Source organism: Leuconostoc citreum (assembly GCF_004354555.1).
Classification (GTDB): domain Bacteria; phylum Bacillota; class Bacilli; order Lactobacillales; family Lactobacillaceae; genus Leuconostoc; species Leuconostoc citreum.
In genome coordinates, this window is sequence record NZ_PUFH01000004.1 from 82593 (window position 1) to 107529 (window position 24937).

Genomic DNA, 24937 nt, shown 5'->3' on the forward strand with positions numbered 1-24937 from the left:
TAAAAACTTTTCCCGTGTGTCTTTTAGCGCACGGGATTTCTTTTGCAAAATAATACTAAGGAAGGAGAAGTTATAACATGAGTGAAAAAACTATTGCGATTAAAGCGCAAAAAGTTGAAGAAATCGCTGATCAATTCAAGAATGCTGCTTCAGCAGTTGTTGTTGATGCTCGTGGATTGACAGTTGCGCAATCTACAGAATTACGTCATCAGTTGCGTGAAGAAGGTATTGTTCTTGAAGTTATCAAAAACAAGATTTTGACACGTGCTGCTGAAAAAGCTGGTTTTGCTGAATTGAACGACATTTTTGCCGGTCCTTCAGCCGTGGCCTTCTCAAATGATGATGCAGTTGCACCATCACGTATTTTGAAGAAGTTTGCTGACGCCAACGAAAAGTTGGAAATCAAGGGTGGTGTTGTTGACGGCACTATTGCTAACATCGAAGACATCAACAAGTATGCATCTTTGCCATCACGCGAAGGTTTGCTTGGTCAATTGATGGCCGAATTCCAATTCTCAATTCGTTCATTTGCATATGCTGTTAAGGCTGTGCAAGACAAATTAGAAGAGGGCGGCGAAGCTGCTGAAGAAGCACCTGCAGCCGAATAAGTATTTTTGGTTGGACAACCAATCAATGACACAGTATTAATAAAAATTAAACATATAAATTGGAGGATTTAATCATGGCTTTTGATAAAGACGCGATTATCGCATCATTGAAGGATGCAACAATCTTGGATTTGGCTGACTTGGTTTCAGCAATCGAAGAAGAATTTAACGTTTCAGCAGCAGCTCCTGTAGCAGCAGCTGGTGGTGCTGACGGTGCAGCCGCAGCTAAGACAGACTTCGACGTAGAATTGACTTCAGCAGGTACTGCTAAAGTTAAGGTTATCAAGGCAGTTCGTGAAGCAACTGGTCTTGGTTTGAAGGAAGCTAAGGACTTAGTTGACAACGCACCTTCAATCGTTAAGGAAGGTCTTGACGAAGCAGCAGCCAACGATTTGAAGGCAGCTTTGGAAGAAACTGGCGCATCAGTTACTTTGAAGTAATTTCAATTTTTAAAATTTACGGATTTGTATTGTGTTGGATGATAAACTATGTTATCTTACAACTAAACAACCGTTATATTAAAAGGGGTGCTTCGGTACTTCTTTTTTTGTACATAATATTTAAAGGGGTACACTATGCCAACTAAATCGGGAAAAACTGCAAATGAAATGTACTTTACTGCTAATCCAAATTCCGAACACCATTATCAAAATTTTGAATTCGAATTGTTAAACCACAAGCTACATTTCACGACAGATAGCGGTGTTTTTTCAAAATCTACAGTTGATTTTGGTACGCGCACCATGCTTGAGGCCCTTGAAACGGTCATTATTAATGATGGCAAAATATTAGATTTAGGCACAGGTTATGGCCCAGTTGGCATTGCTATTGCAAAAGCAATGTCGCGGCAGGTTGATATGGTAGATGTGAACGAACGCGCTTTAGAACTTGCGCAACAAAATGCGCAGAAAAATGGTGTGACGCAATTAACGCGAATTTTTCAGTCTAATATTTATGACAAAATTACGGATAAGTATGCACTGGTTTTGACAAATCCGCCAATTAGAGCAGGAAAAGCCGTGGTGACAGTCATGTTGCAAGATGCGATAAAGCACCTTCAGCCAGGTGGCAAGCTAATTGCTGTATTACAAAAAAAACAAGGGGCACCATCAGCGCAAAAAAATATGATGACCATATTTGGTAATGCTCGTATTATTGCTAAGAATAAAGGTTATTATATTTTGGAGAGCACTTATGATTCAAATACCAACATTTAGTGATGAACAAATTGATTATTTCATGCAAGTGGCGTTAAACGAAGCAAGCATTGCTTTTAATGAGGGTGAAGTGCCGATTGGCGCGGTAATTGTTAAAGATAATCAAATTATTGCCAAAGCGCATAATCATCGAGAGGCAGAACAATTAGCAACAGCACACGCTGAACTGATGGCAATCGAAAAGGCTAATCTCAAATTAAAATCATGGCGGCTAGAAAATACAGCCTTGTTTGTGACGCTTGAACCATGCGTGATGTGCGCGGGGGCAATTATTAACTCGCGTATTCCTGCTGTGTATTATGGGGCAGATGATGTTAAGGGTGGCGCAACGCGATCACTTTATCGCTTATTAGAGGATGCTCGTTTAAATCATCGAGTGGTTGTACATCATGGGATAAGAAGTGAGGCTTGTGGGCAATTACTTAAACAGTTTTTTGCACAAATTCGGCTGAAACGTCAAGAAAAAAAGGTTTTACCAAACAAATAATACACGAAATTAAAAATTCGTACTATAATAGACCTAGACTGATTAATAAAGAGGCAAAAAATACATGCATAACCCTAATGCTTGGCGCCAAGACCAAGATTATCTTAATATTGTTGATGATTTATTACAACATGACGAAGTACAGCAGCTCGCACAATACACGCAACATCATTTTTCTAACCGCTTACGGCACTCCATTTCAGTGTCGTACCAATCATATACTATTGCTAAGAAAATCGGTGCAGATGCTGAGGCAACAGCCAGAGCCGGACTTCTACATGATATGTTCTACTATGATTGGCGCGTGACAAAGTTTGAAGAGGGGTCACATGCGTATGTTCATCCCCGAATTGCTTTACAAAACGCACGCAAGATAACACACATTAGTGATAAAGAAGCTGATATTATTGTGAAACACATGTTTGGCGCAACAATTGCCTTGCCAAAATATCGTGAAAGCTGGATTGTATCGATCGTTGATGATTTTGCGGCTGTCAATGAATATCTTATTCCAAAAGCGTATCTAACTTATTTTAAATGGCATACAAAGTGGCTCAAGAAAGTTTCTGAAGTGTTTGCTTAAAATAGAGAAATTAGATATAATAATAAAGCAGGCAAATGTCGGCTCTCGAACCGGGTCAGGACAGGAATGTAGCAGCCCTAAGGTTGTTCGATGTTGTGCTTGTGTACATATTTGGCCGCTTAGCGGTCTTTTTTTGTCAGTTGAGTTATCGTAAGATAAAATAGGCAAGCAAAAATTGTAAATACAATTCAGGTGCAGGAGGAGAAAACATTGGCGTATCAAGCATTATATCGTGTATATCGGCCGCGAACATTTGAAGACATGATTGGGCAAGAAGTCGTTACACAGACTTTGAAAAATGCTATTGAGACTCATCAAACAGGTCACGCTTACTTGTTTTCAGGACCAAGAGGCACTGGGAAAACTTCTGCTGCCAAAATTTTTGCTCGTGAAGTGAATGGGATTGCCCCCGAAACTGATGATTCACAAATACCAGATATTGTTGAATTTGACGCGGCTTCCAACAGTCGTGTCGAAGATATGCGCGATATTTTATCGAATGTTGATTATGCACCGATTGAAGCTGAATTCAAAGTTTATATTATTGATGAAGTGCATATGCTATCAAATAGTGCTTTCAATGCGCTACTTAAGACGTTGGAAGAGCCACCAGCAAATGTGAAATTCATTTTAGCAACGACTGAACCACAAAAAGTCCCAGTTACTATTTTGTCACGGACACAGCGATTTGAATTTAAACGTATTGATGGTCAAGCGATAGCAGCTCATTTAGCTGATGTTCTAAAGCAACAGCATATTGATTTTGACCAAGATGCTTTGCGTATCATTGCCAATGTGGCTGAAGGCGGCATGCGTGATGCTTTGTCTATTTTGGACCAAGTAATTGCTTTTGGCACTGACACTGTGACAGTTGATAATGCCTTACAGGTTACTGGGTCAACCACCACAACACAATTAATGCAGTATCTCACAGCAGTAACAAATAGCCAAACACCAGAAGCACTGAAATTGTTACATGATATACTAGTTGCCGGCAAAGATGCACAACGTTTTGTTAGTGATATTATCGGTCTATTAAGAGATATCATGCTGGCTAATATTGCACCGGAACTCATCAAATCAACCGCACCTTTAAATGACTTACGCACATTAGCACAACAATTAACGTCGCAACAAATTCAAGCCATGATGGGCGAACTAGATGATATTCAAAAGCAGTTGCTGCAGACAATGCAGAGTGATGTGTACCTCGAATTGTTAACTGTTAAACTAGGGATGATGACACAAGGGGATCAATCGCATACTGAATCGGCTCAACATGCAACGCGCAATACGTCGTCATTTGCATCGCCAGAATCCCTCAATGACCCAACAGTCACAACGCAACCTGTATCTTCAGATACACAACCAGATACAACTACGGTAGTTACGGAACCAACTCAAAATGAGGGTGTAAGTGCTCAAGAAAATTTGGAAACGACACATGATACTGTTAAGCCAATATCACAATCATCACAGTATGATGAGTCAGAAGCAGTGTCCCACAATAATAGCTTAGCGCGTACTGGCCAGTTAGCTGTTTTTGCTATTTTACAGGCGGCTAAGCGCGACACACTTAGCCGGTCAAAAAGTACTTGGGCAACGTTAATAAGCACTTTTAATGTTGCACATCAAGCTTTGTTGACAATAGCATCGCCAGTTGCAGCAAGTCAAGAAGGACTGGTCGTGGCTTTTGATTACCCAGCCCTACTAGATCAAGCGTTAAAAGATGTCGTCTTACAAGAAAAACTGATTGCGGCGTTGCGCGAGCAAAATTTGCCAACAGCTTTAGTGCTTATTTCAAAAGATGATTGGCAGCAGGAACGTGCAGAGTATGTTAAGCAGCTTAAAGCTGGGACAACACAGACAATTAGCTTATCTGATGTGCCATATGTCAGTCAGCAAGAAGTATTAACGACAGCGACAGATGCGGTGACAGCGCCAAAAGTTGTGACAGAAGCGCAAAAATTGTTTGGCAATGATATTGTGACAGTTGTTGACTAAGAAATGAAATGAAAGGATTGGCTGACAAATAAGCCTGGTCGTGTTTATGGATTATCCAGAACCAATTGCAAAATTAATTAATAGTTATACCAAATTACCAGGTATTGGCCCAAAAACAGCAACTCGCTTAGCTTTCTATACATTAGGCATGCAGGAAGACGATGTTGTTGACTTTTCAAAGTCGCTTTTGTCGGCAAAAAAAGATCTCACCTTCTGCCAAATATGTGGTAATATAACTGAAAATAGTGTCAATCCATGTGCCATCTGTCAAGATAAGTCGCGTGATCAATCAACGGTGTTTGTCGTTGAAAACTCACGAGATGTCATGGCTATGGAGAATACGCGAGATTATTACGGTCTTTATCATGTTTTAAATGGTGTGATTTCGCCTAGTGCAGGGACTGGACCAGAGGATATTAACTTGCCAAGCTTGATTCGTCGACTATCAGACCATCAAGAAATCAATGAAGTTATTGTTGGTACCAACGCTAATGCTGAAGGTGAGGCAACAGCGATGTACTTGGCGAGACTGTTAAAGCCAGCAGGCATTAAAGTGACACGATTAGCGCATGGCTTAGCTGTTGGGTCTGATATTGATTACGCTGACCAATTGACATTAATAAAGGCTGTACAAGGACGAACAGAACTATGATATTTGGTAAGAAAAAGACAAATTTAAGACGTGAATATGATCAGGCATTAGTTTTTCAAATTGACAAAGCTAAAATAGATTGGGACACTGCAAAAAATTCAGAAGAAGCATTGCTTGATGGTCAGGTGAATGTTCGTCTCATTCAAGCACAAACGGCATTAGCCAAAGCAAAATTTAATTATTTATATCGTGAGGCACGTCGGCGAAAAACAGTTGGTCATATGCAGACACATGTCTTAAAAACTGACCGCATATAGTGTAGTAGCCGTTGCGTGCAATTACGTTGAGAAAACATTGGGGATTATGACTAGACCATTATTTATCACATTTGAAGGGCCCGAAGGTGCTGGCAAAACGAGTGTATTGGAAGCACTAGTGTCTGAATTAAAACCAATACTTGGTGATCAACTTGTGACAACAAGAGAACCAGGGGGAAATCCTATTTCTGAAGCCATTCGTCAGATTTTACAACCAGAAGATGACAATGGGATGGATGATCGAACCGAGGCGTTGCTATATGCTGCTGCTAGACGGCAACACATCGTTGAAACTATTTTACCGGCTTTGTCTGCAGGAAAGGTCCTAATTTCGGACCGCTACGTTGATAGCTCGTTAGCTTATCAAGGTGGTGGCCGCGACTTAGGGGTCGACAACATTTGGCAAATTAATCAATTTGCTATTGATGGTCTATTACCAGACCTCACAATCTATTTTGATGTACCTTCAGAGTTAGGCTTGAGTCGTGTGATGGCTAACCGTCAGGGCAAAATAGATCGCTTGGATAAAGAAAGTTTATCCTTTCATCAACGTGTTCGAACAACATACCTTGAGCTACAGCATGATTTTTCTGATAGAATTAAAATAATTGATGCAACACAGCCGTTAACAGATGTCATATCAGATACGCGTGCGTTGCTACAAGAGGCATTGAATTCGCGAAAGGGGTAATAATTTATGAAATTAATTACAGCGATTGTTCAAGATAAAGACACAAATAGGTTGAGTAATGCATTTGTTAAGGCAAATATACGTGCGACACGTTTAACGACATCAGGTGGTTTCTTACGTTCTGGCAACACAACGTTTTTGATTGCGATTGATGATGATCGTGTACAAGATGTGTTAGATATTATTCAAAAAGTATCTCAGAAACGCAAGCAGTTTATGGTACCGCCAATTAATTTAGATGCAGGTGGTGACCACATGGGGGCCTATCCAATTGAAGTCGAAGTTGGTGGGGCAACAGTATACACACAGAGCATTGAGTCATTTCATCAGTTCTAATGCAACCAGATTTTTTAACGACAACAAAACAATATTATCCAACACAAATGGGACATTTTCATGGGTTAATTCGCAGTAATCAGCTTAGTCACTTGTACCTATTTGTTGGACCGAGCCAGCAGACTAAGCTGGCTTTTTCGCATTGGCTAGCTTGGGAAGTTGTTGGTCCTAATGAGCTAAATGCCATGCGCATTAATAAAAACGAACACCCAGATGTCAAAATAACACGACCAAGTTTACCTAAGAGTGGTAGTGGCACCAAGCGTACATGGAAAGTTGACCAAATTAGGAGTTTAAAACCTGAGTTTATTACTATGTCGCGAGAAAGTCCACGTAAAGTCTTTGTATTTGATGCTATTGAAACGTTACAAGCAGAAGCTGGTAATGCGTTACTGAAATATATTGAAGAACCAGCAGGGCCACAATTGATGGTAATGTTAGCAGAAAATGTTAATGATATTTTGCCAACAATCAAATCGCGTGCACAAATTGTACACCTGAGACCGGAAATACAATTAGATACACCGCACAACGATGAAACAATAGCAGATTTTGAGGCGTGGCAACAATTAACCCGTAGCCTATTATTCAAATGGTTTGAGTTAATGATGCAAAGACGTATTGAAGCCTTTGTTTACGTGCAACAATATTTAGTTAGCCAATTAAAAGATGAACAGCAGCAAGCATTATTTTTAAATTGGCTACATGAATTAACGCGCGATACCATTGTATTTGGTCAAATACCTGAAACACAGTTGAAATTTCCTAAGCTAATTGGGCTATATAAAGTGCTAAATAAGCAGTATAATCAGGCACAATTAGTGAAAGCTAGCGATGCCATACTCAGAGATGATTTTTTTCGACAGTTTAATATGACTTTACAAGCGCGACTTGAAAAAATAGTATTAGATGTTGCTATCGCGTTAGGAGCGTAACATGAATCAACAAAAAAGCTTTGAAAAGCATGAGACGGGCACGTTGTTTTTAGTACCAACACCCATCGGTAATTTACAAGATATGACACCACGGGCAATTGATACTTTGAATGCAGTGGCCCTAATTGCAGCTGAGGATACCCGACACACTCAGCAGTTATTGAACCACTTTGATATTGAAACAAAACAAACGAGCTTTCATGAGCACAATTGGCAGTCAAAAATACCGAGTTTAATTGCAACGCTTAGCCAAGGGGGGGATGTTGCACAGGTCAGTGACGCGGGAATGCCGTCTATCTCTGATCCTGGTAAAGAACTGGTTGCTGCAGCTGTGGAAAACAATATACCAGTTGTCCCGATTCCTGGAGCAACAGCTGGTGTAACAGCTTTAATTGCAAGTGGTTTGGTGCCACAACCATTTTATTTTTATGGTTTTTTACAAAGGAAAAATAGTGAACAACTGTCAGAATTAAAACAGTTATCCACAGTAAAAGATACGGTTATTTTTTATGAATCGCCGCATCGTTTAAAACAAACCTTAGCAAACATTCAAAAAGTAATGGGCAATGATAGACAAGTTGTTTTGGCGCGTGAATTAACTAAACGATATGAAGAATTTTTGCGAGGCCATATTGAAGAATTAGTTTTATGGTCCAAAAATAATGATATTCGTGGCGAATTCGTGGTGATGATTGCTGGTTTTACTGGTGCTAGCCAGTCTGAACCAGAGACAGATTTAACCATGTTATCTGTTCATGACGCGGTCTCAGCACTGGTAGCAAAGGGGCTTAAGCCAAATGCTGCGATTAAGCAAGTCGCAAAAGAACGGCAATTAGATAGACAAGCAGTTTATACAGATTATCATGGGTTAATGTAAGGGGCAAAAAATGAATTCTTTTGAAATTAAGCGTCGCGTTGAATATTACGAAGCCGACGTCACAGGCAAGTTAGCTTTGCCAATGATATTAAATTGGGCTGTTTTAGCTTCTAAGTTACAGAGTGATGCGTTAGGTGTGGGACAATCAACACATTTAGCACGTGGCTTGGGGTGGATTATTTTACAGTATGAGGTACATATTACCAGACGCCCAGCTGTCAATGAAGAAATTACGATTCAAACTTATGCCGCGAAATATAATCCGTTTTTTGTGAGACGTCCGTTTGCATTTTTTGATGCACAGGGTGAGGAGATTATTCGCGTAGATTCAATTTGGACCATGATTGATATTAATAATCGACGGATGGCGCGATTACCACAGGATATCGTTGATAAGTATCAAGCTGAACGCGTGAAGCAAATTCCGCGTATGCCCAATCCAATTAAAATTTTGCCGAGTGATGACATGATCAGCAAAGATTATCACGTGCGCTACCTCGATATTGATGCTAATCAACATGTCAATAATTCGAAGTATTTTGAATGGATGCAAGATGTTGTCCCAACAGAATTTTTAGAAACCCATGAAATTACATCAATCAATCTAAAATATGAGAATGAAATACATTTAGGTCATACAATTCAATCACAAGTTGTGCTTGGCAATCAGTCCAGTAAGCATCGCATTATGTTGGGGGATGTTGTTAGTGCCGAGGCAGAATTCAATTGGCGTAACGTGACATTATAGTGTACACTGAGAGTATCATTTTAGAATAAAGAGGCTTATTATGTCAGTATTAGTACTAGGTGGTGCCGGTTACATTGGCTCACATATGGTCAAAACACTTGTTGAAGCTGGTCGTGAAGTGGTAGTTGTTGATGCTTTATTTACAGGACATCGTGACGCTGTAAATCCCGCGGCCAAGTTTTATCAAGTTGATATTCGCGATAAAGCAGCATTATCGGCAGTATTTGAACAAGAAAATATTGAACAAGTTGTTCATTTTGCTGCTTTTTCAATCGTACCCGAATCAGTAGCAAATCCGCTGAAATATTTTGATAACAATACAAGCGGTATGATAACGCTACTCGAAGTGATGAAAGCACATGATGTTAAGCAAATTGTGTTCTCATCAACAGCAGCAACTTATGGTAATCCTGTCAACATTCCAATCAAGGAAACGGATCCACAAAATCCAATTAACCCTTATGGTGAATCAAAGTTGATGATGGAAAAAATCATGGCTTGGTCTGACCAAGCTGATGGCGTGAAGTGGGTAGCCTTACGTTACTTCAACGTTGCTGGTGCAGCTGAAGATGGCACAATTGGTGAAGACCACAAGCCTGAAACTCATTTAGTGCCTATTATTTTGCAAGCTGGGTTGGGACAACGTGACTATATTGAAATGTTTGGCGATGATTATAAGACACCAGATGGCTTTAATGTTCGTGATTATGTTCATGTCTTAGATTTGGCAGATGCACATATTCGTGCGCTAAAGTATTTGGCAGATGGGCATGATTCTAACCAATTCAACTTAGGGTCAGCAACTGGATTTTCAGTTAAAGAAATGGTTGAAGCCGCACGTGAAGCAACAGGTGTTGACATTCCAGCTAAAATTGGACCACGTCGTGCCGGGGACCCAGATATTTTGATTGCTAACTCTGACAAAGCCCGTGATGTGCTTGGTTGGGCGCCAAAATATGATAACGTACAAGACATTATTAAGACGGCTTGGAATTGGCACAAGAGTCATCCAATGGGCTATAACGATAAGTAAATTGCTAACAGAAAGAACAACCATTAGGTTGTTCTTTTATTTGGTTTGACAAGAAAAGTAAAAGATGTTTTACTATATATATGTAAAATATCTTTTACATAAGGAGTTGGCATTGCATAACTATATCCGTAAGCGACGAAAAGAACGACATTTGTCACAGGACATGTTAGCCCAAAAGGCGAATGTCACGAGACAGACAATAAATGCTATTGAAAATGCAAAATATGACCCATCGTTAGCGTTAGCTTTTAAATTAGCCACAATATTAGAAACGACGGTGGATCAGTTATTTACCAAAAGTGAGGACGAGAATGATTAACGTCAAAAAGAATGCACTCATGACAACACTTATGGTGTTTGGGCTACTCATCATTTTTGTGACATACAGCGTGACAGGGAACATGGCATTATTTGCCATTTACTTTATTTATGGCATCGTGCTATTAAAATATTATAGGACACAAAAACAGACAATAGGCCAACTGTCTAAAAAAGCACAGCTGACTATTAAATTGGATGAATTATACAACGATGAGCGTGAATTAAATGCCATTATGATTGCCAACCGCTTTGCCACACACGCTGCATTTAAGGTGTTGGCAATACTGGGTATTTTGTGTGTTAGTTTTTCACGATCATTGGATCAAATAACAATATCTTTATCCAGTGTGGGTATCGTGTTGTTAATACTTGCGTTTCTTTTGCAATTGTTTTATGTGACAAGATTATTTTATGAGCTACGTGATAATTGACAGGCAAACAGTGAATTAAAACTATTGCGCAAAACAAAAATACATGATATAATATTTTTTGTTGTGAAAGCGACACATGGACAGTTAGCTCAGTTGGTAGAGCAACGGACTCTTAATCCGTGGGTCCAGGGTTCGAGCCCCTGACTGTCCACTAAGTAACCGATACAAATTGTATCGGTTTTTTTTTATGCACGGCTTAATGTGCCATGACGTGGTAGAATGAAAAGGTATGAAGCAAGTGAGTACCTTGCGATGTGGGCAAAACTATTGGGGAGTTAAACACATGATGGGACGACGTCAGATTTGGCAGAAGATTACACTTATCGTTATTGTTATCGTAGTGGGCATACTAATTATTAGTTTTTTGCAGCCTACGCGTAAAAAAGCGCAGATGCAGACAACCACGACATCAAAAGCTGTATCTCAAGATTCTGGGTTACCCAAACAGGCAAGCGTGTCAGATTGGCAACTTATTTTAGTTAATAAACAGCACGCACGGCAATCAGAAATACCTTTTACGCATGTTACTGTGGATGATAAACAGATGGATAAACGCATTGTGGCGCCGTTAGCAGCATTTCGACAAGCTGCTCAAAGAGCAGGTTATGCCACCACGCTTGTTTCAGCGTATCGATCAATAGCTTACCAAACACAAGTGTATGATCAGTCCATTGCGCAACATGAAGCCAATGGTATGGCCCATGATCAAGCCGTCAAACTAACGCAAACAGTCATCCAAACGCCAGGTTCATCAGAGCATCAAACCGGGTTAGCGGTTGATTTAGCAGGCACAGATGCAGTGGCAAAATATCCACAATTAATGGCGCAAATGGATGAATTTAAGTCACAGCAGTGGCTAATTCAACATGCACCAGCGTATGGTTTCATTTTACGTTATCCGAGCGATAAACAAGCCATAAGTGAGACAGGAATCGATTATGAATCATGGCATTTTCGCTATGTTGGTATTGACAATGCACAGTATATCACTAAACATCACTTGACCTTAGAAAAGTATTTGTCACAATTACGACAACGTTAATTCTGAAAAATAGGCCGAATTTTGATATACTAGTTAGGGACTAAATTAATAGAAATTAGGAGAATTGGCATGATCGTATTATCAGGCACTATTGGCGCCGGCAAAACAAGTTTAACGGAAATGTTAGCAGAACACTTGGGTTCAGAGGCGTTTTATGAAAGTGTAGATGATAATCCGATTTTGCCACTTTTTTATGAAAACCCTAAAAAATATGGCTTTTTATTACAGATTTATTTTCTAAACAAGCGACTATCGCAAATTCAAGTTGCACAAGCAACTGGGCGTCATAACATTTTAGATCGCTCAATATATGAAGATGCGCTGCTGTTTCAATTAACGGCTGATTTAGATCGGGCAACACAAACAGAAGTTGATATATATAAATCACTACTAGATAATATGATGGCTGAGATTGCTGGTACAGCAAATCTGAAAAACCCAGAACTTTTAATTCATGTACGTGTTAGTTTTGAGACAATGTTAACACGTATAAAAAAACGCGGACGCTCATTTGAACAAATCGATGAAAATCCTGGGTTATATGCTTACTATAAAGAACTTAACAAACGTTATGATGATTGGTTTGCAGCGTATGACCGCTCGCCAAAAATCCAAATTGATGGTGATCACTATGATTTTGTGACTAACACCACAGCACGTGATCAAGTATTAGCAGCAATTGATGATAAATTGTCAACATTGAAAGATTAAGTTGCTGTCAGTATATCCAATTGCTTTAAGTAAAGGAGCGACTATGTCAACATATGGTTTTATTGGTACTGGTAATATGGCACAAGCCATGATGAAAGGCCTATTGCGTCAAGGTGTCCCAGCAAAAGATATCCACATCACTTCACCGCGTTCTGCTGAAAAATTGGCGGCAGAATTAGGGGTTGTGGCTATGTCGCCAGAATCATTGGTAGCTGCCAGTGATCTCGTTGTTTTAGCTTTTTTGCCTAACCAATTAGAGAAAATTGTTCAGCCATTAAATTTGCAAGATAAGTTAGTAGTTTCTGTGTTAGCAGGTGTTACACTTGAAACGCTTTCTGCGGCGACAAAGTCAACTCAAATTGTACGCACATTACCTAATGTCAATGTGGCAATTAATCAAGGGGTTATTGCGTATGCAAGTACAGTATTATCGGCAACGCATGAGAAAGTATTTCAACAATTTGTTGACAGCTTAGGGCAGCATTTTGATGTGAGTGAATCCCAGTTTGCAACTTTTTCTGCAGTTGCAGGTTCTGGACCAGCCTATGTTTTCAAGTTTATTGATGCGTTAGCTCAGGCAGGAACGCAAAATGGTTTAGAAGCAACACTGGCTACAAAGATAGCCACACAAACTGTCCTTGGCTCAGCTGAAATGCTGACACAAAGTGACTTAACAGCACAAGCCTTGCAAAATGCAGTGGCCTCACCTGGGGGTTCAACCCGTGCTGGCTTGGACGATTTTGATACCCAAAATTTTGACGCAGTTGTTGCGCATGCCATTTTAGCAACAATAAAGCATAAGCATCTTTAATCTTTGCACAAAAGAAAACCGCTCAATGTATTATTGAGCGGTTTTCTTTATTGTTAGGCCCAATCACCGTTACGGAAAACGGGAACGCTGTGATTGTCTTGTGTTATCCCATCAATCATCATATCAGATGAACCAATCATGAAGTCGACATGTACATCGGAGATGTTCCAACCACGGCTAGCCAAAGATTCGGGACTAGCAGTTTTACCATCTGAGATGTTCGAAGCATAGGCTGCGCCAATTGCTAAGTGGTCTGAAGCATTTTCATCAAAGAGTGTGTTATAGAATAAAATACCACTTTGTGAAATCGGTGATGGATCAGGCACAAGCGATACTTCGCCCAATGACTTTGACCCATCATCTGTCTCAATCAATTGCTTCAAGACGTTTTCACCTCTTGTTGCTGTCGCGTCAATGATACGGCCATCTTTAAAATCCAGTGCAATGTTGTCAATGAGGTTACCTTGATATGATAGAGGCATAGTGGCTGCGACATGACCATCAATGTGACGATTGTCAGGGGCAGTGAAAACTTCTTCGGTTGGCATATTTGGAATAAAGATATTACCGGCTTTATCTTGTGAAATAGCAGCTTCCCAAATATGGCCTTCAGCTAAACCAATTGTAAAGTCTGATTTAGCATTTTTATAATGGAGCGCTTTAAAGTTTTGTTGATTCAGCCAATCCGCCTTGGCTTGTAATTTTTTGATGTGGTGATTCCAATGATCGATGGCGTCTGATGTGTCATCGATACGTACATCTTTCAAAATCTCTTCCCATAGGCGATTAACAGCAGCTTGACCAGACAAATCTGGGAAAACTTTTTCAGCCCATGCTTGCCCAGCCGCAGCGACAACTAGCCAGGAAATATCATCCTTCATTGTTGCTTCACGCACACTTGTAAAGGCCTTTTGATTGGCTTTGGTCATTGTCTGCAAACGTGTTGAATCAACGCCAGCAAGACCATCTGGGTCCTGCGATACAAGCGAAATACGTGAAGCGTTATTAGCCATTAGCGTATTAGCTTTTAAGATATCATATTCTGGGACATTCGCTAAACGTTCCAAGGATGTATGTGTTAAAAACGCCTTATTGATTTGTTGATCAGACCATTCTAAGACAACTTCATGTGCACCAGCACGATAAGCCGCGGCAACAATCTTACGTGCAAAATAAGCTTCATCAACGGCGGCGTAGAGTATGATAGTTTGGCCCGGTTGAACGTTCACACCGCGTTTAACAATTAATTCAGCATATTGGTCTAATTTGTGGTCAAGTGTCATGTTTTTTAGTAATGTCAGATGTTATTTATCTAACGTTTCCCTTCATTTTTTAAAAATAATATCATCATTATCTCATGAAAAATATAAGACATCAACTACTGTGATATTTGTGACCTAAGCTTAATGTATTTTATGAGCGTTTGGCTAAGAAATTTTGTATAATTAATATTATGACAAATAACACTGAAACCCCAAAAAAAGTTAAGACTAAAAAATCTTTGTCGCTCATTACCTGGCTAATTATTATTGTTGGTATTATAGCAACAATTGTCATTTGGCTAATGGCCAAACCACCAATTACTGTTGTGAAAAACACGGCACCAAGTGGTTTTAGTGTTCAAGGTGTTGCCATTAACCAAACTTCAGGTTATGTGGATTATAATAATCTAGCAACAAATGGCATTGATTTTACCTACTTGCGTGCAACTTCAGGGGTTACTTTTGCAGATGATGGTTACCAGGCAAGCTATGACCGCGCGCAAGGGGCACATTTGAAAGTCGGGAGTATTCAAGTATATGATGCGAGTGTTGACGCTGCAACACAGGCACAATATTTCATTGATAAAGTTGGCAATAATATTGGGCAATTACCAATTGCCATTTATGTAACTAATGATCAAATTGCTACGAAAAGCAGCAAAGAACGATTAGCCGTACTTATTCAGTCGCTGTCTACACATTATAATCGCGATATTGTCATTTACACGACACCTAACGTGCAACAACAATTAAACCAAGTCATCAAAAAGACAAAATATTGGTTAATTGCAGATAATACTGATAATAGAGCAACAGCAAATCAATTTATTCAGTATAGTGAAGATCATACAATTGGTAAGGGCTTGAAGGCTGTTAAAATGCCAACCAGTGTATTTAATGGTACAAGACAACAATTTAAGGAGATAAAATGATAAAACTTGGTATTATTGGGACAAATTGGATTACCAAAATGTTCGTAGAAGCGGCATTGGCAACCAATGAGTATGTATTAACGACAGTTTATTCACGCTCGTTAGACAGTGGGGAAAAATTTTTAGCTGACTTAAGGATTGAAGATGCAACTGTTGTCACAACTTTAAGTGATTTATATGCAGACATTGATGTCGTTTACATTGCTTCACCTAATGCTTTGCACTTTGAGCAATCAAAGGCGGCGATTGCAGCTGATGTGCATGTGATTGTTGAAAAACCAACAACAAGTAATCCTGTTGAATTTTCTGAGATTGAACAATTACTCGCTCAACATGCAGACGTTCGTTACTTCGAAGCAGCAAGGCATATTCATCAACCGAATTTTAAAATTATCGCGCAGACCATTGGTGAGTTATCAGAAATACAAGGGGCAACACTAGTCTATCAAAAGTATTCATCACGATTTGATGCCTATCTAGCTGGCAAAGAACCAAATGTCTTGACACGTGAGTTTAGTGCGGGCGCTTTGTATGATTTAGGTGTTTATCCAATATATGCTGCTATTGCCTTGTTTGGTACACCAAAAGCTGTTCAATATTTACCAATATTACTGGCAAATGGGGCCGATGCCCGTGGTACAGCAAACCTATTCTATGATAAATATAATGTGACGGTTATTTTCGGTAAGAATGCTAACTCTTATTTGCCTAGTGAATTTTATGGTTTAAAAGAAACCATTTCAACGTCAAATATAGCCGAACTAGAGCATGTCACTTATTATGATGGTGAGGGTCAGACTGAAAATATCGGGGAAACACCTGATGATAATCCTATGATTCGTGAGGCACAAGACTTTGCCAATGTCATCAATGATCCAGTAGGTAATCACGTGATATATAATCAGTGGTTCCAACTTGCAAAACAAGTCAACCAAACATTGTTTGATTTGCGTTCGTCTGCGGGGATTGAATTCCCAGCAGACCAGAAAGAATAATAAATTAATGGCTATTAGACCAGAGTTACAGGAAAAATTTAATCAAGTATTTGACAAACCGACACCAATCCAAGATGCAGTTTGGGAACGTTTAACAGATGGCGAAAGTGTTTTTGGATTGGCACCAACGGGTACTGGGAAAACATTGGCTTTTCTATTACCAATTTTGTCGCGTATAGATACAAACGCAAAACGCACACAAGTGTTGATTTTAGCACCCAGCCAAGAATTAGCTATGCAGACAACGTCTGTTGCGCGAGAGTGGGGCGCTACGATTGGGGTAACTGTTACGAGCCTGATTGGTGGTGCCAATGGCCGTCGACAGGCAGATAAATTGAAAAAAGATAAGCCACATGTTGTTATCGGTACGCTCGGTCGTGTATTGACGATGGCTGCGGGTGGTACGCTAAAATTGGGGATGGTTCAGACTGTTATCTTTGATGAAGCAGATGCCATGCTAAATGACGAACGGCATGATAGTTTGCAAGAATTAGCAACTCAATTGCCAGAAAAAGTACAACTAGGCCTCTTTTCGGCGACTTCTGGTGTTGATTTGAAATATGTTTCAGACACTTTTAATCAGATGGTCAAACCTATTTCAGTTGGTACAGATGCGCCAGCAGCAATAAGCCATGAGTTTCAATATGTTGATCAAAAGGCCAAAGCAAATATACTCATTCAATTAGCGCGACACAACCAACAGGCTCTGGTATTTTTTAATACAATTAGTGGTCTGGTGAATATGCAGGCAACACTGCGTCACGCACATGCCAGTGTGATGAGCATCGGTAGTAATGACAAACGACAGGTACAACGTGCAGATGCATTGCGTCTCTTTAAGAAAGGTGACGTTAAGTTATTACTCGTGACCGATGTTGCGGCCAGAGGTTTAGATATTGATGATTTACCACTGGTAGTTAATGCGCAACTACCACAACGAAAAAAGACTTATATCCACCGTGCTGGTCGGACTGGTAGAATGGGTAAGCCAGGGCGAGTACTGAATCTCGGCAATGATCATGATATTCGTAATCTCAAACACGAATTAGGAGACGATTTTGCCTTAGTGAAGGCAGTGAATGATTTTCCTGACAAGACGACAGAAAAGACATCGGTACAAGTTGGTAATGCAGCATCGCCATCTCGTGCAAAGTTAACCGCTAGAGATTCGAATGTCAAAAAGTCGGCATACGTTAAAGCACCTCAATCCGACATAAACCATGTTATTTCTGAAAAGCCAAAAAAGAAAAAGCGTGCTAAAGCATCAAAAGATAAAGGTAAGCCGAAATGGGCAGGGCCAAAAAAGTAAAAACGCAGATTGCGTTTTTTTATTGACATTTGCATCTTAAAATTATAAAATATCTCATATTAATAACATTTTTCTAATTGCATAGGGGACAGCAACATGGCAATGAAATATATTAAGCAATTGAAAAAGCAACTCAACCTACTCATTTCCTAATGAGTAGGCATTTTGAGCACTGTCTACGGTATCTGGTAAGTACGTAGACAGTTAGTTGATGGGAAAAGCATTCTAACTGATCAGCAGTTAGAATGCTTTTTTGTTAGGAGAAAAGATGATTGTAGATATTGATAAATTTATAAATACACGTAAACAGCTAAAAATATCACAAGTGGCCTTATCGGCAGGCATTTGTACCCAAGCAACCTTGTCGAAATTTGAGCATCAACAGCAGACACCTTCTCTAGAAATAACAAGTGCACTTTGTTCACGACTTAATCTGACCTTAGATGATATTTTTATTATTGAGAATTCGAACAAGCGCCAAGAAGAATATCTTTTACAACAAATTTTTAGAGCATTAAGTAGCCAAAATGATATGTTATTTGAAACAGTTGTTAGAACTTGTGATGTGAGACAGTTTTCTTTGGCGGGATATCAGTTACTTCAATTGTGTCGTTACTTTAAAGTGGTATTAGTGACAAAAAACACAAAACAGGCGAAAAAATTATTGAAAACAATCGTAGTTAGTAAGTTAACGACGGCGCAATGTTATTTTTTTTATGCGATTACGGCGTATTATTATCAATTAATTGGGCGCACAAAGGAAGCAGGACAAATAGTGTCCGACTTGTTAGAACGAAAAGATAGTATAATGTCTGGTGAGTATAGCATTGTGAAAATCATGACAATTTACACCATTGCTATGTCACAACGAGATATGCAACATACTCAAGCATCAGTCACTACGGCGGCAAAGGGTATTGCTTTATCAAATCAATATGATCAAACAGCATTTTTAGAAAATTTTTTTTGGTTAATAATAGATGCTAGTCCGACGTGGTCTAGTCAGCATTTCGTTGTAACCGAACTAACTAAAAATGCGTGTTGCTTGGCTAAAATGCATGGCAACCAGTGGATATTAGACAAAATAAATCAACAAAGTGGGGGAAAACAATGACAACATTACAAATTAAGAATTTACATGTGGCAGTCAGTGGCAAAGAAATACTAAAAGGCGTGAATTTAACAGTTCATACTGGCGAAATGCATGCCATTATGGGGCCAAACGGTACCGGAAAATCAACATTGTCTCAAGCTATCATGGGACATCCAGCTTACCAGGTAACATCGGGAAGCATTACTTTAGATGGACAAGATTTATCAGAAATGGCTGTTGATGAACGCGCACGGGCGGGTTTATTTCTGGCTATGCAATATCCATCAGAAATTCAGGGTGTCACTAATGCGGAATTCATGCGTGCAGCCATCAATGCGCGACGACCTGAATCCGATCAGATGAGTATTATGACATTTTTAAAGACCTTAGATCGTCAACGTGAGTTTTTATCGATGACATCGGAAATGGCAGAACGCTATCTCAATGAAGGTTTTTCAGGTGGTGAAAAGAAGCGAAATGAAATTTTACAAATGATGATGATTCAACCTAAAATTGCTATTTTAGATGAGATTGATTCAGGACTAGATATTGATGCCTTGAAAGTTGTGTCACGAGGTGTCAACCATATGCGCTCAGATAACTTTGGCACATTAATGATTACACATTATCAACGGTTATTAGATTACATTGTCCCAGATTTTGTCCATGTTATGATGGGTGGCAAAATTGTTAAAACGGGTACTGCAGATTTGGCAAAAAAGTTAGAGCTGGAGGGCTATGCTGGTTTACGTGATGAACTTGGACTGGATATTGTGTTAACTGACGAAGACGCTGATCGTCTTGTGGCGGTGAAGCATGAATGAAGAAAGTCTACCCTTGCCTGAATTTACCAAGGTGAAGTATCGTACTTGGCAGTTAGATCAAATGAACCCTTCTCAGGCACAGAGCGCAACGTCCCATTTTTTAACAGACGAATTAGGCATTGAAGTAAGTGGAACAGCAACGAGCTATTATTATTTACCAAAATATCTTGTTGCGCAAGGCGTGTTGCTGACCAACATCAATACTGCTCAATCACGTTATCCGCAACAATTGGATAAGCTGTTAGGACAAGTCATTGCCAATAACACTGATCGACTAACAGCGCAAAATGCCCAGAAATTTAACACAGGCATCCTACTTTATGTGCCTGACCATACAGTGATTAAAGACGTGATCCATCTTAATTTGAACCAATTATCGGTTGGCGGAAATGATTATATTGCGCGGGTATTAGTTTATGTTGGTCGTCAGTCATCAGTCACTATTTTACAATCAGCCCACACAATAGGCTCTGACACAACAAAAGTATCGCTTGTCGTTGAAGTGATTGCTGACGTTGGCGCTTCGGTTCACTATGCTAATCTAGACGCGTTCTCTGGCAAAACAACAGCTTACATTCATCGTGAAGCTGATATTCGTGACCATGCTACCTTAGATTGGTCAAATGTGGCTTTTAATGATGGCCAAGTGGTGACCAAATTAGTGAGTCACTTGAATGGTGAGGGGGCTGTTTCACATGCGAATATTATGGCGATGACCCACCATAAACAGACGCAGGGTTTTATGACGAACATGGTTAATCGTGGCCGTCATTCACTTGGTCATATTTATCAACGTGGTGTCATTTTGAATCATTCAACCTTGGTTTTTAACGGTATCGGACAAATCATTAAGGGTGCCAAGGGTTCTGATGCACAACAAGAATCACGTGTATTGATGCTATCACGTCGGGCACGTGGCGATGCAAACCCTTTGCTCCTCATTGATGAAAATGATGTCACTGCTGGGCATGCAGCATCAGTTGGTCGCGTTGATGAAAATCAAATGTATTACTTAATGAGTCGTGGTTTGAGTGAAAAATTGGCACGAGAACTAGTTATTCGCGGTTTTATGGGTAATGTTTTAGCAGAAATACCGACAAACAGAGCACAGCAAGCTGTTATTAATGCGATTGCGGAGAAACTAAAAAATGAAAATTAAACCATCAGATTTTCCTATTTTGGCACAACAGGTCAACCAACATCGACTAGTGTATTTGGATAGTGCAGCAACATCTCAGAAACCAGCAAGCGTACTGGCAGCTTTGAACCAATACTATACCCATGACAATGCAAATGTTCATCGTGGTATTTATGATTTATCACAACGAGCCACCACTGCTTACGAATTAGCACGAGATAAAGTACAACATTTTATCCATGCTAAGAGACGTGAAGAAATTCTTTTTACGCGTGGTACAACCGAAGCGATTAATTGGGTTGCGCAAACTTACGGTATGACGCATATCAATCCCGGTGATGAAATTGTTATTTCTTATATGGAGCACCATGCCAATATTGTGCCGTGGCAACAACTTGCTAAACAACGTGGTGCAACCCTAAAATATATTAGGTTAGCTGCCAATGGCACATTAGATATGCACGATGCAGACAAACAAATTACGGCACGTACTAAAATTGTTTCTATCACACAGGCGTCAAATGTGTTGGGTGTTGTTAACCCAATTAAACAAATCGCAGCTTTGGCTCATGCTCAACACGCAGTATTGTTGGTTGATGGTGCGCAATCTGTACCCCACATGCCAATTGATGTGCAACAATTAGATGCTGATTTTTTTGTTTTTTCAGGTCATAAAATGATGGGTCCAACAGGAATTGGCGTCTTATATGGCAAACGTGACCTTTTGGCACACATACCACCTGCGCAATTTGGTGGTGAAATGGTAACAACTGTTTCACAAAATGACGCTCATTTTCAACCATTGCCTTGGCGATTTGAGGCTGGGACACCTAATATTGCTGGAGCCATTGGTTTGGGTGCTGCAATTGATTATCTACTGACATTAGATATGGTGGAAGTTGCCAAATATGAGCAACAACTAATACAATACGCATTAGAGTCATTACATAAAATTGATGCTATTACGGTTTATGGTGCTGATGATGTCCACCAAACAGGGATTATTACTTTTAACATGGCAGGCGTACATGCACATGATTTAGCCACGGCATTAGATCAATTGGGTATTGCAGTACGTGCTGGGCATCACTGTGCGCAGCCACTAATGCGTTATTTAGGCGTAGCTGCAACGGTGCGCATGAGTTTCTATGTGTATAATACGCTTGACGATATTGATGACACTGTTGCTGCAATAAAGGAAATAAAGGATTACTTTAAAAAATGACTTTGCATAATTTAGATCAAATTTATCGACAAGCTGTACTTGATTATGCCCAACATCCCCACCACAAAGCACCAGTGACAAAAGCGGATAGTTGTCAAATTGAACAGTATAATCCAACTTGTGGGGATATTATTCGGTTAGCGCTGCCAGTTGAACATCAAACAATAGTTGCTTGCCATTTCGATGGTGAGGGATGTGCTATTTCGACGGCTTCAGCATCAATAATGATGGACCTTATTATTGCGCAATCGTTAGTCACCACTAAAGAACAAATCAAATTATTTTCGCGTATGGTGACAGGAGATGATGGTGACTATAAAATGTTGGGGGATGCACAAATGTTAGCTGGCGTCACACAGTTTCCAGCACGTGTGAAGTGTGCCACGTTGCCATGGCACGCATTGTCGCTGTTAATACAACAAATTGAGGAGGAATAGTGTCATGGAAATTGACCGCCAAGAAGCATTGGAACACACAAAAATAGCAATTCAAACCAAAAAAATAGACGAATTAGGCCGTCAAGATGATTATCAGGCTGTTTTTTCAACTGGACGTGGGCTTAACGAATCAGTTATTCGCGCGATTTCTGCTGAGAAAAAAGAACCAGAGTGGATGCTTAACTATCGGTTACGTGCTTATCAATCTTATTTAGATATGCCGATGCAAACTTGGGGACCAGATTTAAGTGACATCGACTTTGATGCTATCTATTATTATAATAAACCAACACATGAAAAATATCGTGATTGGCAGGACGTACCAGATACTTTGAAACAAACCTTTGAAAGGTTGGGTGTGCCAGAAGCTGAGAGGCGTTGGCTAGCAGGCTCTTCAGCACAATACGAATCGGAAGTTGTTTACCATCGGATGAAAGCTGAATTTGAAAAAACAGGTATCGTATTCACGGATACAGATACAGCAGTACAAGAATATCCAGAGTTAGTGAAAACTTATTTTGGTTCGTTAGTAAAACCGACCAATAATAAATTAGCGGCCTTGAATGCGGCAGTATGGTCAGGTGGCACTTTTATCTATGTGCCAAAAGGTGTCCATGTCACTACGCCCATTCAATCTTATTTCAGAATTAATACAGCGAATGAAGGACAGTTTGAGCGCACACTAATTATTGTTGATGAGGGGGCACATGTTGACTATGTTGAAGGGTGTTCGGCACCAATGTATTCTGGTGATGCATTGCATGCGGCCGTAGTGGAAGTGATTGTTAAAAAAGACGGCTATTGCCGATATACAACCATTCAAAACTGGTCAAATAACGTTTATTCTTTAGAAACTAAGCGTGCTGCTGCACATGAAAATGCCACAATGGAGTGGGTGGATGGCAATTTTGGCTCAAAAACAACCATGAAGTATCCATCAGTTTATTTGGAAGGTGAAGGCGCGCGAGGAACCATGCTGTCCATTGCTGTTGCTGGACAAGGGGTGACACTAGATTCTGGTGCGCAAATGATTCATCATGCTAAAAACACCTCTTCGTCGATAGTGTCTAAATCAATAGCTCATGATGGCGGTGCAACGGATTATCGTGGCACGATTAAATTTGGCCGTGAATCTGATGGGTCTTTTGCCCATGTTGAATGTGATACGATTTTGATGGATGACCAGTCATCTGCTGATACGATTCCCTATAATACCATTTTGAATGGCAATGTATCGATGGAACATGAAGCTAAAGTATCACGTGTGTCTGAAGAACAGCTTTATTATCTTATGAGTCGTGGTATTTCTCCCGAAAAAGCCACAGAAATGATTGTTATGGGATTTGTGGAGCCCTTCACAAAAGAATTGCCAATGGAGTATGCTGTAGAATTAAATCGTCTCATGAAATTTGAAATGATTGGATCGGTGGGTTAAATGGCTACAATTGAAGAAGCTATTATGGCACAGTTGCGTATGGTTGTTGATCCTGAATTACAGATTGATATTGTCAATCTTGGTTTAATCAATCAGGTTACCTATGAAGAAGATGGACATGTCATCATTAATATGACGTTAACGACAATGGGATGTCCGTTAACATCAGTATTAGAAACGATGATTGACGATGCGCTTAAAATTTTACCAGAAGTTAATACGACAGAAATTGTATTGCAGTGGGAACCAGCATGGACCATAGATCGCATGTCACGTTACGCTAAAATGGCATTAGGCTTAAAATAATGCGTGATATTATATCCATTTGGCATATTTTGATATAATTGCTTGCCGTTGAGACATAAAATGATTATGATGAGTTTATTAAATGAAAAGGAAAAAAATCACATGATGAGTAGCATGACAACACAAATAAATAATAGTGCAGTGCGCCTTCTCAACTTGCTTAGAAACTCCTAACAAGTTGGGCTTTTAAGGCTGGTTTGTTGGGTTAAGTTAAACTCTAACGGCTGGCTGACGAGG

The 24937-nt window shown here is 39.8% G+C and carries 30 protein-coding genes, 1 tRNA gene, 1 other RNA gene and 1 other annotated feature (1 of these 33 running past the window's edge); of the genes, 31 read left to right on the plus strand and 1 reads right to left on the minus strand.

What is annotated here, in order from left to right; all coding sequences use genetic code 11:
• Positions 1-51, plus strand: a sequence feature (ribosomal protein L10 leader region) (it extends 66 nt beyond the left edge of the window).
• A gap of 26 nt (positions 52-77) precedes the next feature.
• The 21 genes from rplJ (at position 78) to proC (ending at position 13744) form a co-directional block, all read left to right on the plus strand.
• On the plus strand, positions 78-608 hold the full coding sequence (rplJ, locus tag C5L21_RS02230) for a 50S ribosomal protein L10 (RefSeq protein ID WP_004899247.1): 531 nt from the start codon (positions 78-80) through the stop codon (positions 606-608).
• A 74-nt stretch (positions 609-682) separates the two neighbouring features.
• Positions 683-1048 (plus strand): 50S ribosomal protein L7/L12, encoded by a 366-nt coding sequence (rplL, locus tag C5L21_RS02235; RefSeq protein ID WP_004899246.1) that lies wholly within the window; start codon positions 683-685, stop codon positions 1046-1048.
• Positions 1049-1183: 135 nt separating this feature from the next.
• Positions 1184-1825, plus strand: a complete 642-nt coding sequence (locus C5L21_RS02240) for a class I SAM-dependent methyltransferase (RefSeq protein WP_133285998.1) — start codon at positions 1184-1186, stop codon at positions 1823-1825.
• Positions 1803-2312: a tRNA adenosine(34) deaminase TadA gene (gene tadA / locus C5L21_RS02245; RefSeq protein WP_085699532.1), complete on the plus strand. Its 510-nt coding sequence runs from the start codon at positions 1803-1805 to the stop codon at positions 2310-2312. The genes C5L21_RS02240 and tadA overlap by 23 nt, the downstream gene beginning before the upstream one ends.
• A gap of 64 nt (positions 2313-2376) precedes the next feature.
• Complete coding sequence (locus C5L21_RS02250) at positions 2377-2895, plus strand: HD domain-containing protein (protein ID WP_004899235.1); 519 nt, start codon at positions 2377-2379, stop codon at positions 2893-2895.
• Positions 2896-2918: 23 nt separating this feature from the next.
• An RNA gene (ffs, locus tag C5L21_RS02255) (signal recognition particle sRNA small type) lies at positions 2919-3006 on the plus strand.
• Between the two features lie 99 nt (positions 3007-3105).
• Entirely contained in the window at positions 3106-4899 is a 1794-nt protein-coding gene (dnaX, locus tag C5L21_RS02260) for a DNA polymerase III subunit gamma/tau (RefSeq protein ID WP_085699534.1), read from the plus strand.
• 46 nt (positions 4900-4945) lie between these two features.
• Positions 4946-5551, plus strand: a complete 606-nt coding sequence (gene recR, locus C5L21_RS02265; RefSeq protein WP_004899227.1) for a recombination mediator RecR — start codon at positions 4946-4948, stop codon at positions 5549-5551.
• Positions 5548-5808: a YaaL family protein gene (locus tag C5L21_RS02270; RefSeq protein WP_004899224.1), complete on the plus strand. Its 261-nt coding sequence runs from the start codon at positions 5548-5550 to the stop codon at positions 5806-5808. Before recR ends, C5L21_RS02270 begins: the two co-directional genes overlap by 4 nt.
• 46 nt (positions 5809-5854) lie before the next feature.
• The gene (tmk, locus tag C5L21_RS02275) at positions 5855-6499 is read left to right on the plus strand and encodes a dTMP kinase (protein ID WP_012305425.1); all 645 of its coding nucleotides are present in this window, start codon (positions 5855-5857) and stop codon (positions 6497-6499) included.
• 6 nt (positions 6500-6505) lie between these two features.
• Positions 6506-6835 (plus strand): cyclic-di-AMP receptor, encoded by a 330-nt coding sequence (locus C5L21_RS02280; RefSeq protein ID WP_004899218.1) that lies wholly within the window; start codon positions 6506-6508, stop codon positions 6833-6835.
• On the plus strand, positions 6835-7770 hold the full coding sequence (locus tag C5L21_RS02285) for a DNA polymerase III subunit delta (RefSeq protein ID WP_004899217.1): 936 nt from the start codon (positions 6835-6837) through the stop codon (positions 7768-7770). Before C5L21_RS02280 ends, C5L21_RS02285 begins: the two co-directional genes overlap by 1 nt.
• 1 nt (position 7771) lies before the next feature.
• Positions 7772-8647, plus strand: a complete 876-nt coding sequence (rsmI, locus tag C5L21_RS02290; protein WP_004899214.1) for a 16S rRNA (cytidine(1402)-2'-O)-methyltransferase — start codon at positions 7772-7774, stop codon at positions 8645-8647.
• 10 nt (positions 8648-8657) lie between these two features.
• Complete coding sequence (locus tag C5L21_RS02295) at positions 8658-9395, plus strand: acyl-[acyl-carrier-protein] thioesterase (RefSeq protein WP_004904406.1); 738 nt, start codon at positions 8658-8660, stop codon at positions 9393-9395.
• 40 nt (positions 9396-9435) lie between these two features.
• Positions 9436-10428 carry a UDP-glucose 4-epimerase GalE gene (galE, locus tag C5L21_RS02300; protein WP_085699536.1) on the plus strand — a complete coding sequence of 331 codons (993 nt, stop codon included), beginning with the start codon at positions 9436-9438 and terminating at the stop codon, positions 10426-10428.
• A 112-nt stretch (positions 10429-10540) separates the two neighbouring features.
• Complete coding sequence (locus C5L21_RS02305; RefSeq protein ID WP_004904405.1) at positions 10541-10747, plus strand: helix-turn-helix transcriptional regulator; 207 nt, start codon at positions 10541-10543, stop codon at positions 10745-10747.
• Complete coding sequence (locus C5L21_RS02310; protein WP_085699538.1) at positions 10740-11180, plus strand: hypothetical protein; 441 nt, start codon at positions 10740-10742, stop codon at positions 11178-11180. Before C5L21_RS02305 ends, C5L21_RS02310 begins: the two co-directional genes overlap by 8 nt.
• 78 nt (positions 11181-11258) lie before the next feature.
• A tRNA-Lys gene (locus C5L21_RS02315) sits at positions 11259-11331 on the plus strand.
• Between the two features lie 132 nt (positions 11332-11463).
• Positions 11464-12222: a M15 family metallopeptidase gene (locus tag C5L21_RS02320; RefSeq protein ID WP_085699540.1), complete on the plus strand. Its 759-nt coding sequence runs from the start codon at positions 11464-11466 to the stop codon at positions 12220-12222.
• Between the two features lie 69 nt (positions 12223-12291).
• On the plus strand, positions 12292-12933 hold the full coding sequence (locus C5L21_RS02325; protein WP_004899199.1) for a deoxynucleoside kinase: 642 nt from the start codon (positions 12292-12294) through the stop codon (positions 12931-12933).
• Positions 12934-12976: 43 nt separating this feature from the next.
• The gene (gene proC, locus C5L21_RS02330; RefSeq protein WP_085699542.1) at positions 12977-13744 is read left to right on the plus strand and encodes a pyrroline-5-carboxylate reductase; all 768 of its coding nucleotides are present in this window, start codon (positions 12977-12979) and stop codon (positions 13742-13744) included.
• Positions 13745-13797: 53 nt separating this feature from the next.
• Here the strand turns inward: proC and C5L21_RS02335 are convergent, their stop codons facing one another.
• Positions 13798-15027: an aminopeptidase gene (locus C5L21_RS02335; protein ID WP_040190632.1), complete on the minus strand. Its 1230-nt coding sequence runs from the start codon at positions 15025-15027 to the stop codon at positions 13798-13800.
• A 170-nt stretch (positions 15028-15197) separates the two neighbouring features.
• Between C5L21_RS02335 and C5L21_RS02340 the strand changes: the two genes are divergently transcribed.
• The 10 genes from C5L21_RS02340 to C5L21_RS02385 all read left to right on the plus strand — a co-directional run bounded on the left by C5L21_RS02340 (position 15198) and on the right by C5L21_RS02385 (position 24700).
• Entirely contained in the window at positions 15198-15938 is a 741-nt protein-coding gene (locus tag C5L21_RS02340) for a GH25 family lysozyme (protein ID WP_004904401.1), read from the plus strand.
• Positions 15935-16933: a Gfo/Idh/MocA family protein gene (locus C5L21_RS02345; RefSeq protein ID WP_085699544.1), complete on the plus strand. Its 999-nt coding sequence runs from the start codon at positions 15935-15937 to the stop codon at positions 16931-16933. The genes C5L21_RS02340 and C5L21_RS02345 overlap by 4 nt, the downstream gene beginning before the upstream one ends.
• Positions 16934-16940: 7 nt before the next feature.
• Entirely contained in the window at positions 16941-18242 is a 1302-nt protein-coding gene (locus tag C5L21_RS02350; protein ID WP_085699546.1) for a DEAD/DEAH box helicase, read from the plus strand.
• A 268-nt stretch (positions 18243-18510) separates the two neighbouring features.
• Positions 18511-19356, plus strand: a complete 846-nt coding sequence (locus C5L21_RS02355) for a helix-turn-helix domain-containing protein (protein WP_085699548.1) — start codon at positions 18511-18513, stop codon at positions 19354-19356.
• Positions 19353-20159 carry a Fe-S cluster assembly ATPase SufC gene (sufC, locus tag C5L21_RS02360; protein ID WP_004904397.1) on the plus strand — a complete coding sequence of 269 codons (807 nt, stop codon included), beginning with the start codon at positions 19353-19355 and terminating at the stop codon, positions 20157-20159. Before C5L21_RS02355 ends, sufC begins: the two co-directional genes overlap by 4 nt.
• Positions 20152-21318, plus strand: coding sequence for a Fe-S cluster assembly protein SufD (gene sufD / locus C5L21_RS02365; RefSeq protein WP_133285999.1), 1167 nt, complete (start codon positions 20152-20154; stop codon positions 21316-21318). Before sufC ends, sufD begins: the two co-directional genes overlap by 8 nt.
• Positions 21308-22522: a cysteine desulfurase gene (locus tag C5L21_RS02370; RefSeq protein WP_085699550.1), complete on the plus strand. Its 1215-nt coding sequence runs from the start codon at positions 21308-21310 to the stop codon at positions 22520-22522. Before sufD ends, C5L21_RS02370 begins: the two co-directional genes overlap by 11 nt.
• Positions 22519-22959, plus strand: a complete 441-nt coding sequence (gene sufU, locus C5L21_RS02375; RefSeq protein WP_133286000.1) for a Fe-S cluster assembly sulfur transfer protein SufU — start codon at positions 22519-22521, stop codon at positions 22957-22959. Before C5L21_RS02370 ends, sufU begins: the two co-directional genes overlap by 4 nt.
• Positions 22960-22963: 4 nt before the next feature.
• Positions 22964-24394, plus strand: a complete 1431-nt coding sequence (sufB, locus tag C5L21_RS02380) for a Fe-S cluster assembly protein SufB (RefSeq protein WP_085699552.1) — start codon at positions 22964-22966, stop codon at positions 24392-24394.
• Positions 24395-24700 carry a metal-sulfur cluster assembly factor gene (locus tag C5L21_RS02385; RefSeq protein ID WP_004899151.1) on the plus strand — a complete coding sequence of 102 codons (306 nt, stop codon included), beginning with the start codon at positions 24395-24397 and terminating at the stop codon, positions 24698-24700.
• Positions 24701-24937 lie beyond the last annotated feature (237 nt).

What these genes read in the sequence shown, in the direction of transcription:
- sufU (WP_133286000.1), top strand. Translation starts at nt 22,519, where the DNA reads ATGACTTTGCATAATTTAGATCAAATTTATCGACAAGCTGTACTTGAT.
- galE (WP_085699536.1), top strand. Translation starts at nt 9,436, where the DNA reads ATGTCAGTATTAGTACTAGGTGGTGCCGGTTACATTGGCTCACATATG.
- C5L21_RS02355 (WP_085699548.1), top strand. Translation starts at nt 18,511, where the DNA reads ATGATTGTAGATATTGATAAATTTATAAATACACGTAAACAGCTAAAA.
- proC (WP_085699542.1), top strand. Translation starts at nt 12,977, where the DNA reads ATGTCAACATATGGTTTTATTGGTACTGGTAATATGGCACAAGCCATG.
- C5L21_RS02250 (WP_004899235.1), top strand. Translation starts at nt 2,377, where the DNA reads ATGCATAACCCTAATGCTTGGCGCCAAGACCAAGATTATCTTAATATT.
- sufB (WP_085699552.1), top strand. Translation starts at nt 22,964, where the DNA reads ATGGAAATTGACCGCCAAGAAGCATTGGAACACACAAAAATAGCAATT.
- C5L21_RS02280 (WP_004899218.1), top strand. Translation starts at nt 6,506, where the DNA reads ATGAAATTAATTACAGCGATTGTTCAAGATAAAGACACAAATAGGTTG.
- rplJ (WP_004899247.1), top strand. Translation starts at nt 78, where the DNA reads ATGAGTGAAAAAACTATTGCGATTAAAGCGCAAAAAGTTGAAGAAATC.
- C5L21_RS02310 (WP_085699538.1), top strand. Translation starts at nt 10,740, where the DNA reads ATGATTAACGTCAAAAAGAATGCACTCATGACAACACTTATGGTGTTT.
- C5L21_RS02370 (WP_085699550.1), top strand. Translation starts at nt 21,308, where the DNA reads ATGAAAATTAAACCATCAGATTTTCCTATTTTGGCACAACAGGTCAAC.
- sufD (WP_133285999.1), top strand. Translation starts at nt 20,152, where the DNA reads ATGAATGAAGAAAGTCTACCCTTGCCTGAATTTACCAAGGTGAAGTAT.
- rplL (WP_004899246.1), top strand. Translation starts at nt 683, where the DNA reads ATGGCTTTTGATAAAGACGCGATTATCGCATCATTGAAGGATGCAACA.
- C5L21_RS02295 (WP_004904406.1), top strand. Translation starts at nt 8,658, where the DNA reads ATGAATTCTTTTGAAATTAAGCGTCGCGTTGAATATTACGAAGCCGAC.
- C5L21_RS02350 (WP_085699546.1), top strand. Translation starts at nt 16,941, where the DNA reads ATGGCTATTAGACCAGAGTTACAGGAAAAATTTAATCAAGTATTTGAC.
- tadA (WP_085699532.1), top strand. Translation starts at nt 1,803, where the DNA reads ATGATTCAAATACCAACATTTAGTGATGAACAAATTGATTATTTCATG.
- C5L21_RS02345 (WP_085699544.1), top strand. Translation starts at nt 15,935, where the DNA reads ATGATAAAACTTGGTATTATTGGGACAAATTGGATTACCAAAATGTTC.
- recR (WP_004899227.1), top strand. Translation starts at nt 4,946, where the DNA reads ATGGATTATCCAGAACCAATTGCAAAATTAATTAATAGTTATACCAAA.
- C5L21_RS02385 (WP_004899151.1), top strand. Translation starts at nt 24,395, where the DNA reads ATGGCTACAATTGAAGAAGCTATTATGGCACAGTTGCGTATGGTTGTT.
- tmk (WP_012305425.1), top strand. Translation starts at nt 5,855, where the DNA reads ATGACTAGACCATTATTTATCACATTTGAAGGGCCCGAAGGTGCTGGC.
- rsmI (WP_004899214.1), top strand. Translation starts at nt 7,772, where the DNA reads ATGAATCAACAAAAAAGCTTTGAAAAGCATGAGACGGGCACGTTGTTT.
- C5L21_RS02240 (WP_133285998.1), top strand. Translation starts at nt 1,184, where the DNA reads ATGCCAACTAAATCGGGAAAAACTGCAAATGAAATGTACTTTACTGCT.
- C5L21_RS02340 (WP_004904401.1), top strand. Translation starts at nt 15,198, where the DNA reads ATGACAAATAACACTGAAACCCCAAAAAAAGTTAAGACTAAAAAATCT.
- C5L21_RS02285 (WP_004899217.1), top strand. Translation starts at nt 6,835, where the DNA reads ATGCAACCAGATTTTTTAACGACAACAAAACAATATTATCCAACACAA.
- sufC (WP_004904397.1), top strand. Translation starts at nt 19,353, where the DNA reads ATGACAACATTACAAATTAAGAATTTACATGTGGCAGTCAGTGGCAAA.
- C5L21_RS02270 (WP_004899224.1), top strand. Translation starts at nt 5,548, where the DNA reads ATGATATTTGGTAAGAAAAAGACAAATTTAAGACGTGAATATGATCAG.
- C5L21_RS02325 (WP_004899199.1), top strand. Translation starts at nt 12,292, where the DNA reads ATGATCGTATTATCAGGCACTATTGGCGCCGGCAAAACAAGTTTAACG.
- C5L21_RS02320 (WP_085699540.1), top strand. Translation starts at nt 11,464, where the DNA reads ATGATGGGACGACGTCAGATTTGGCAGAAGATTACACTTATCGTTATT.
- C5L21_RS02335 (WP_040190632.1), bottom strand. Translation starts at nt 15,027, where the DNA reads ATGACACTTGACCACAAATTAGACCAATATGCTGAATTAATTGTTAAA.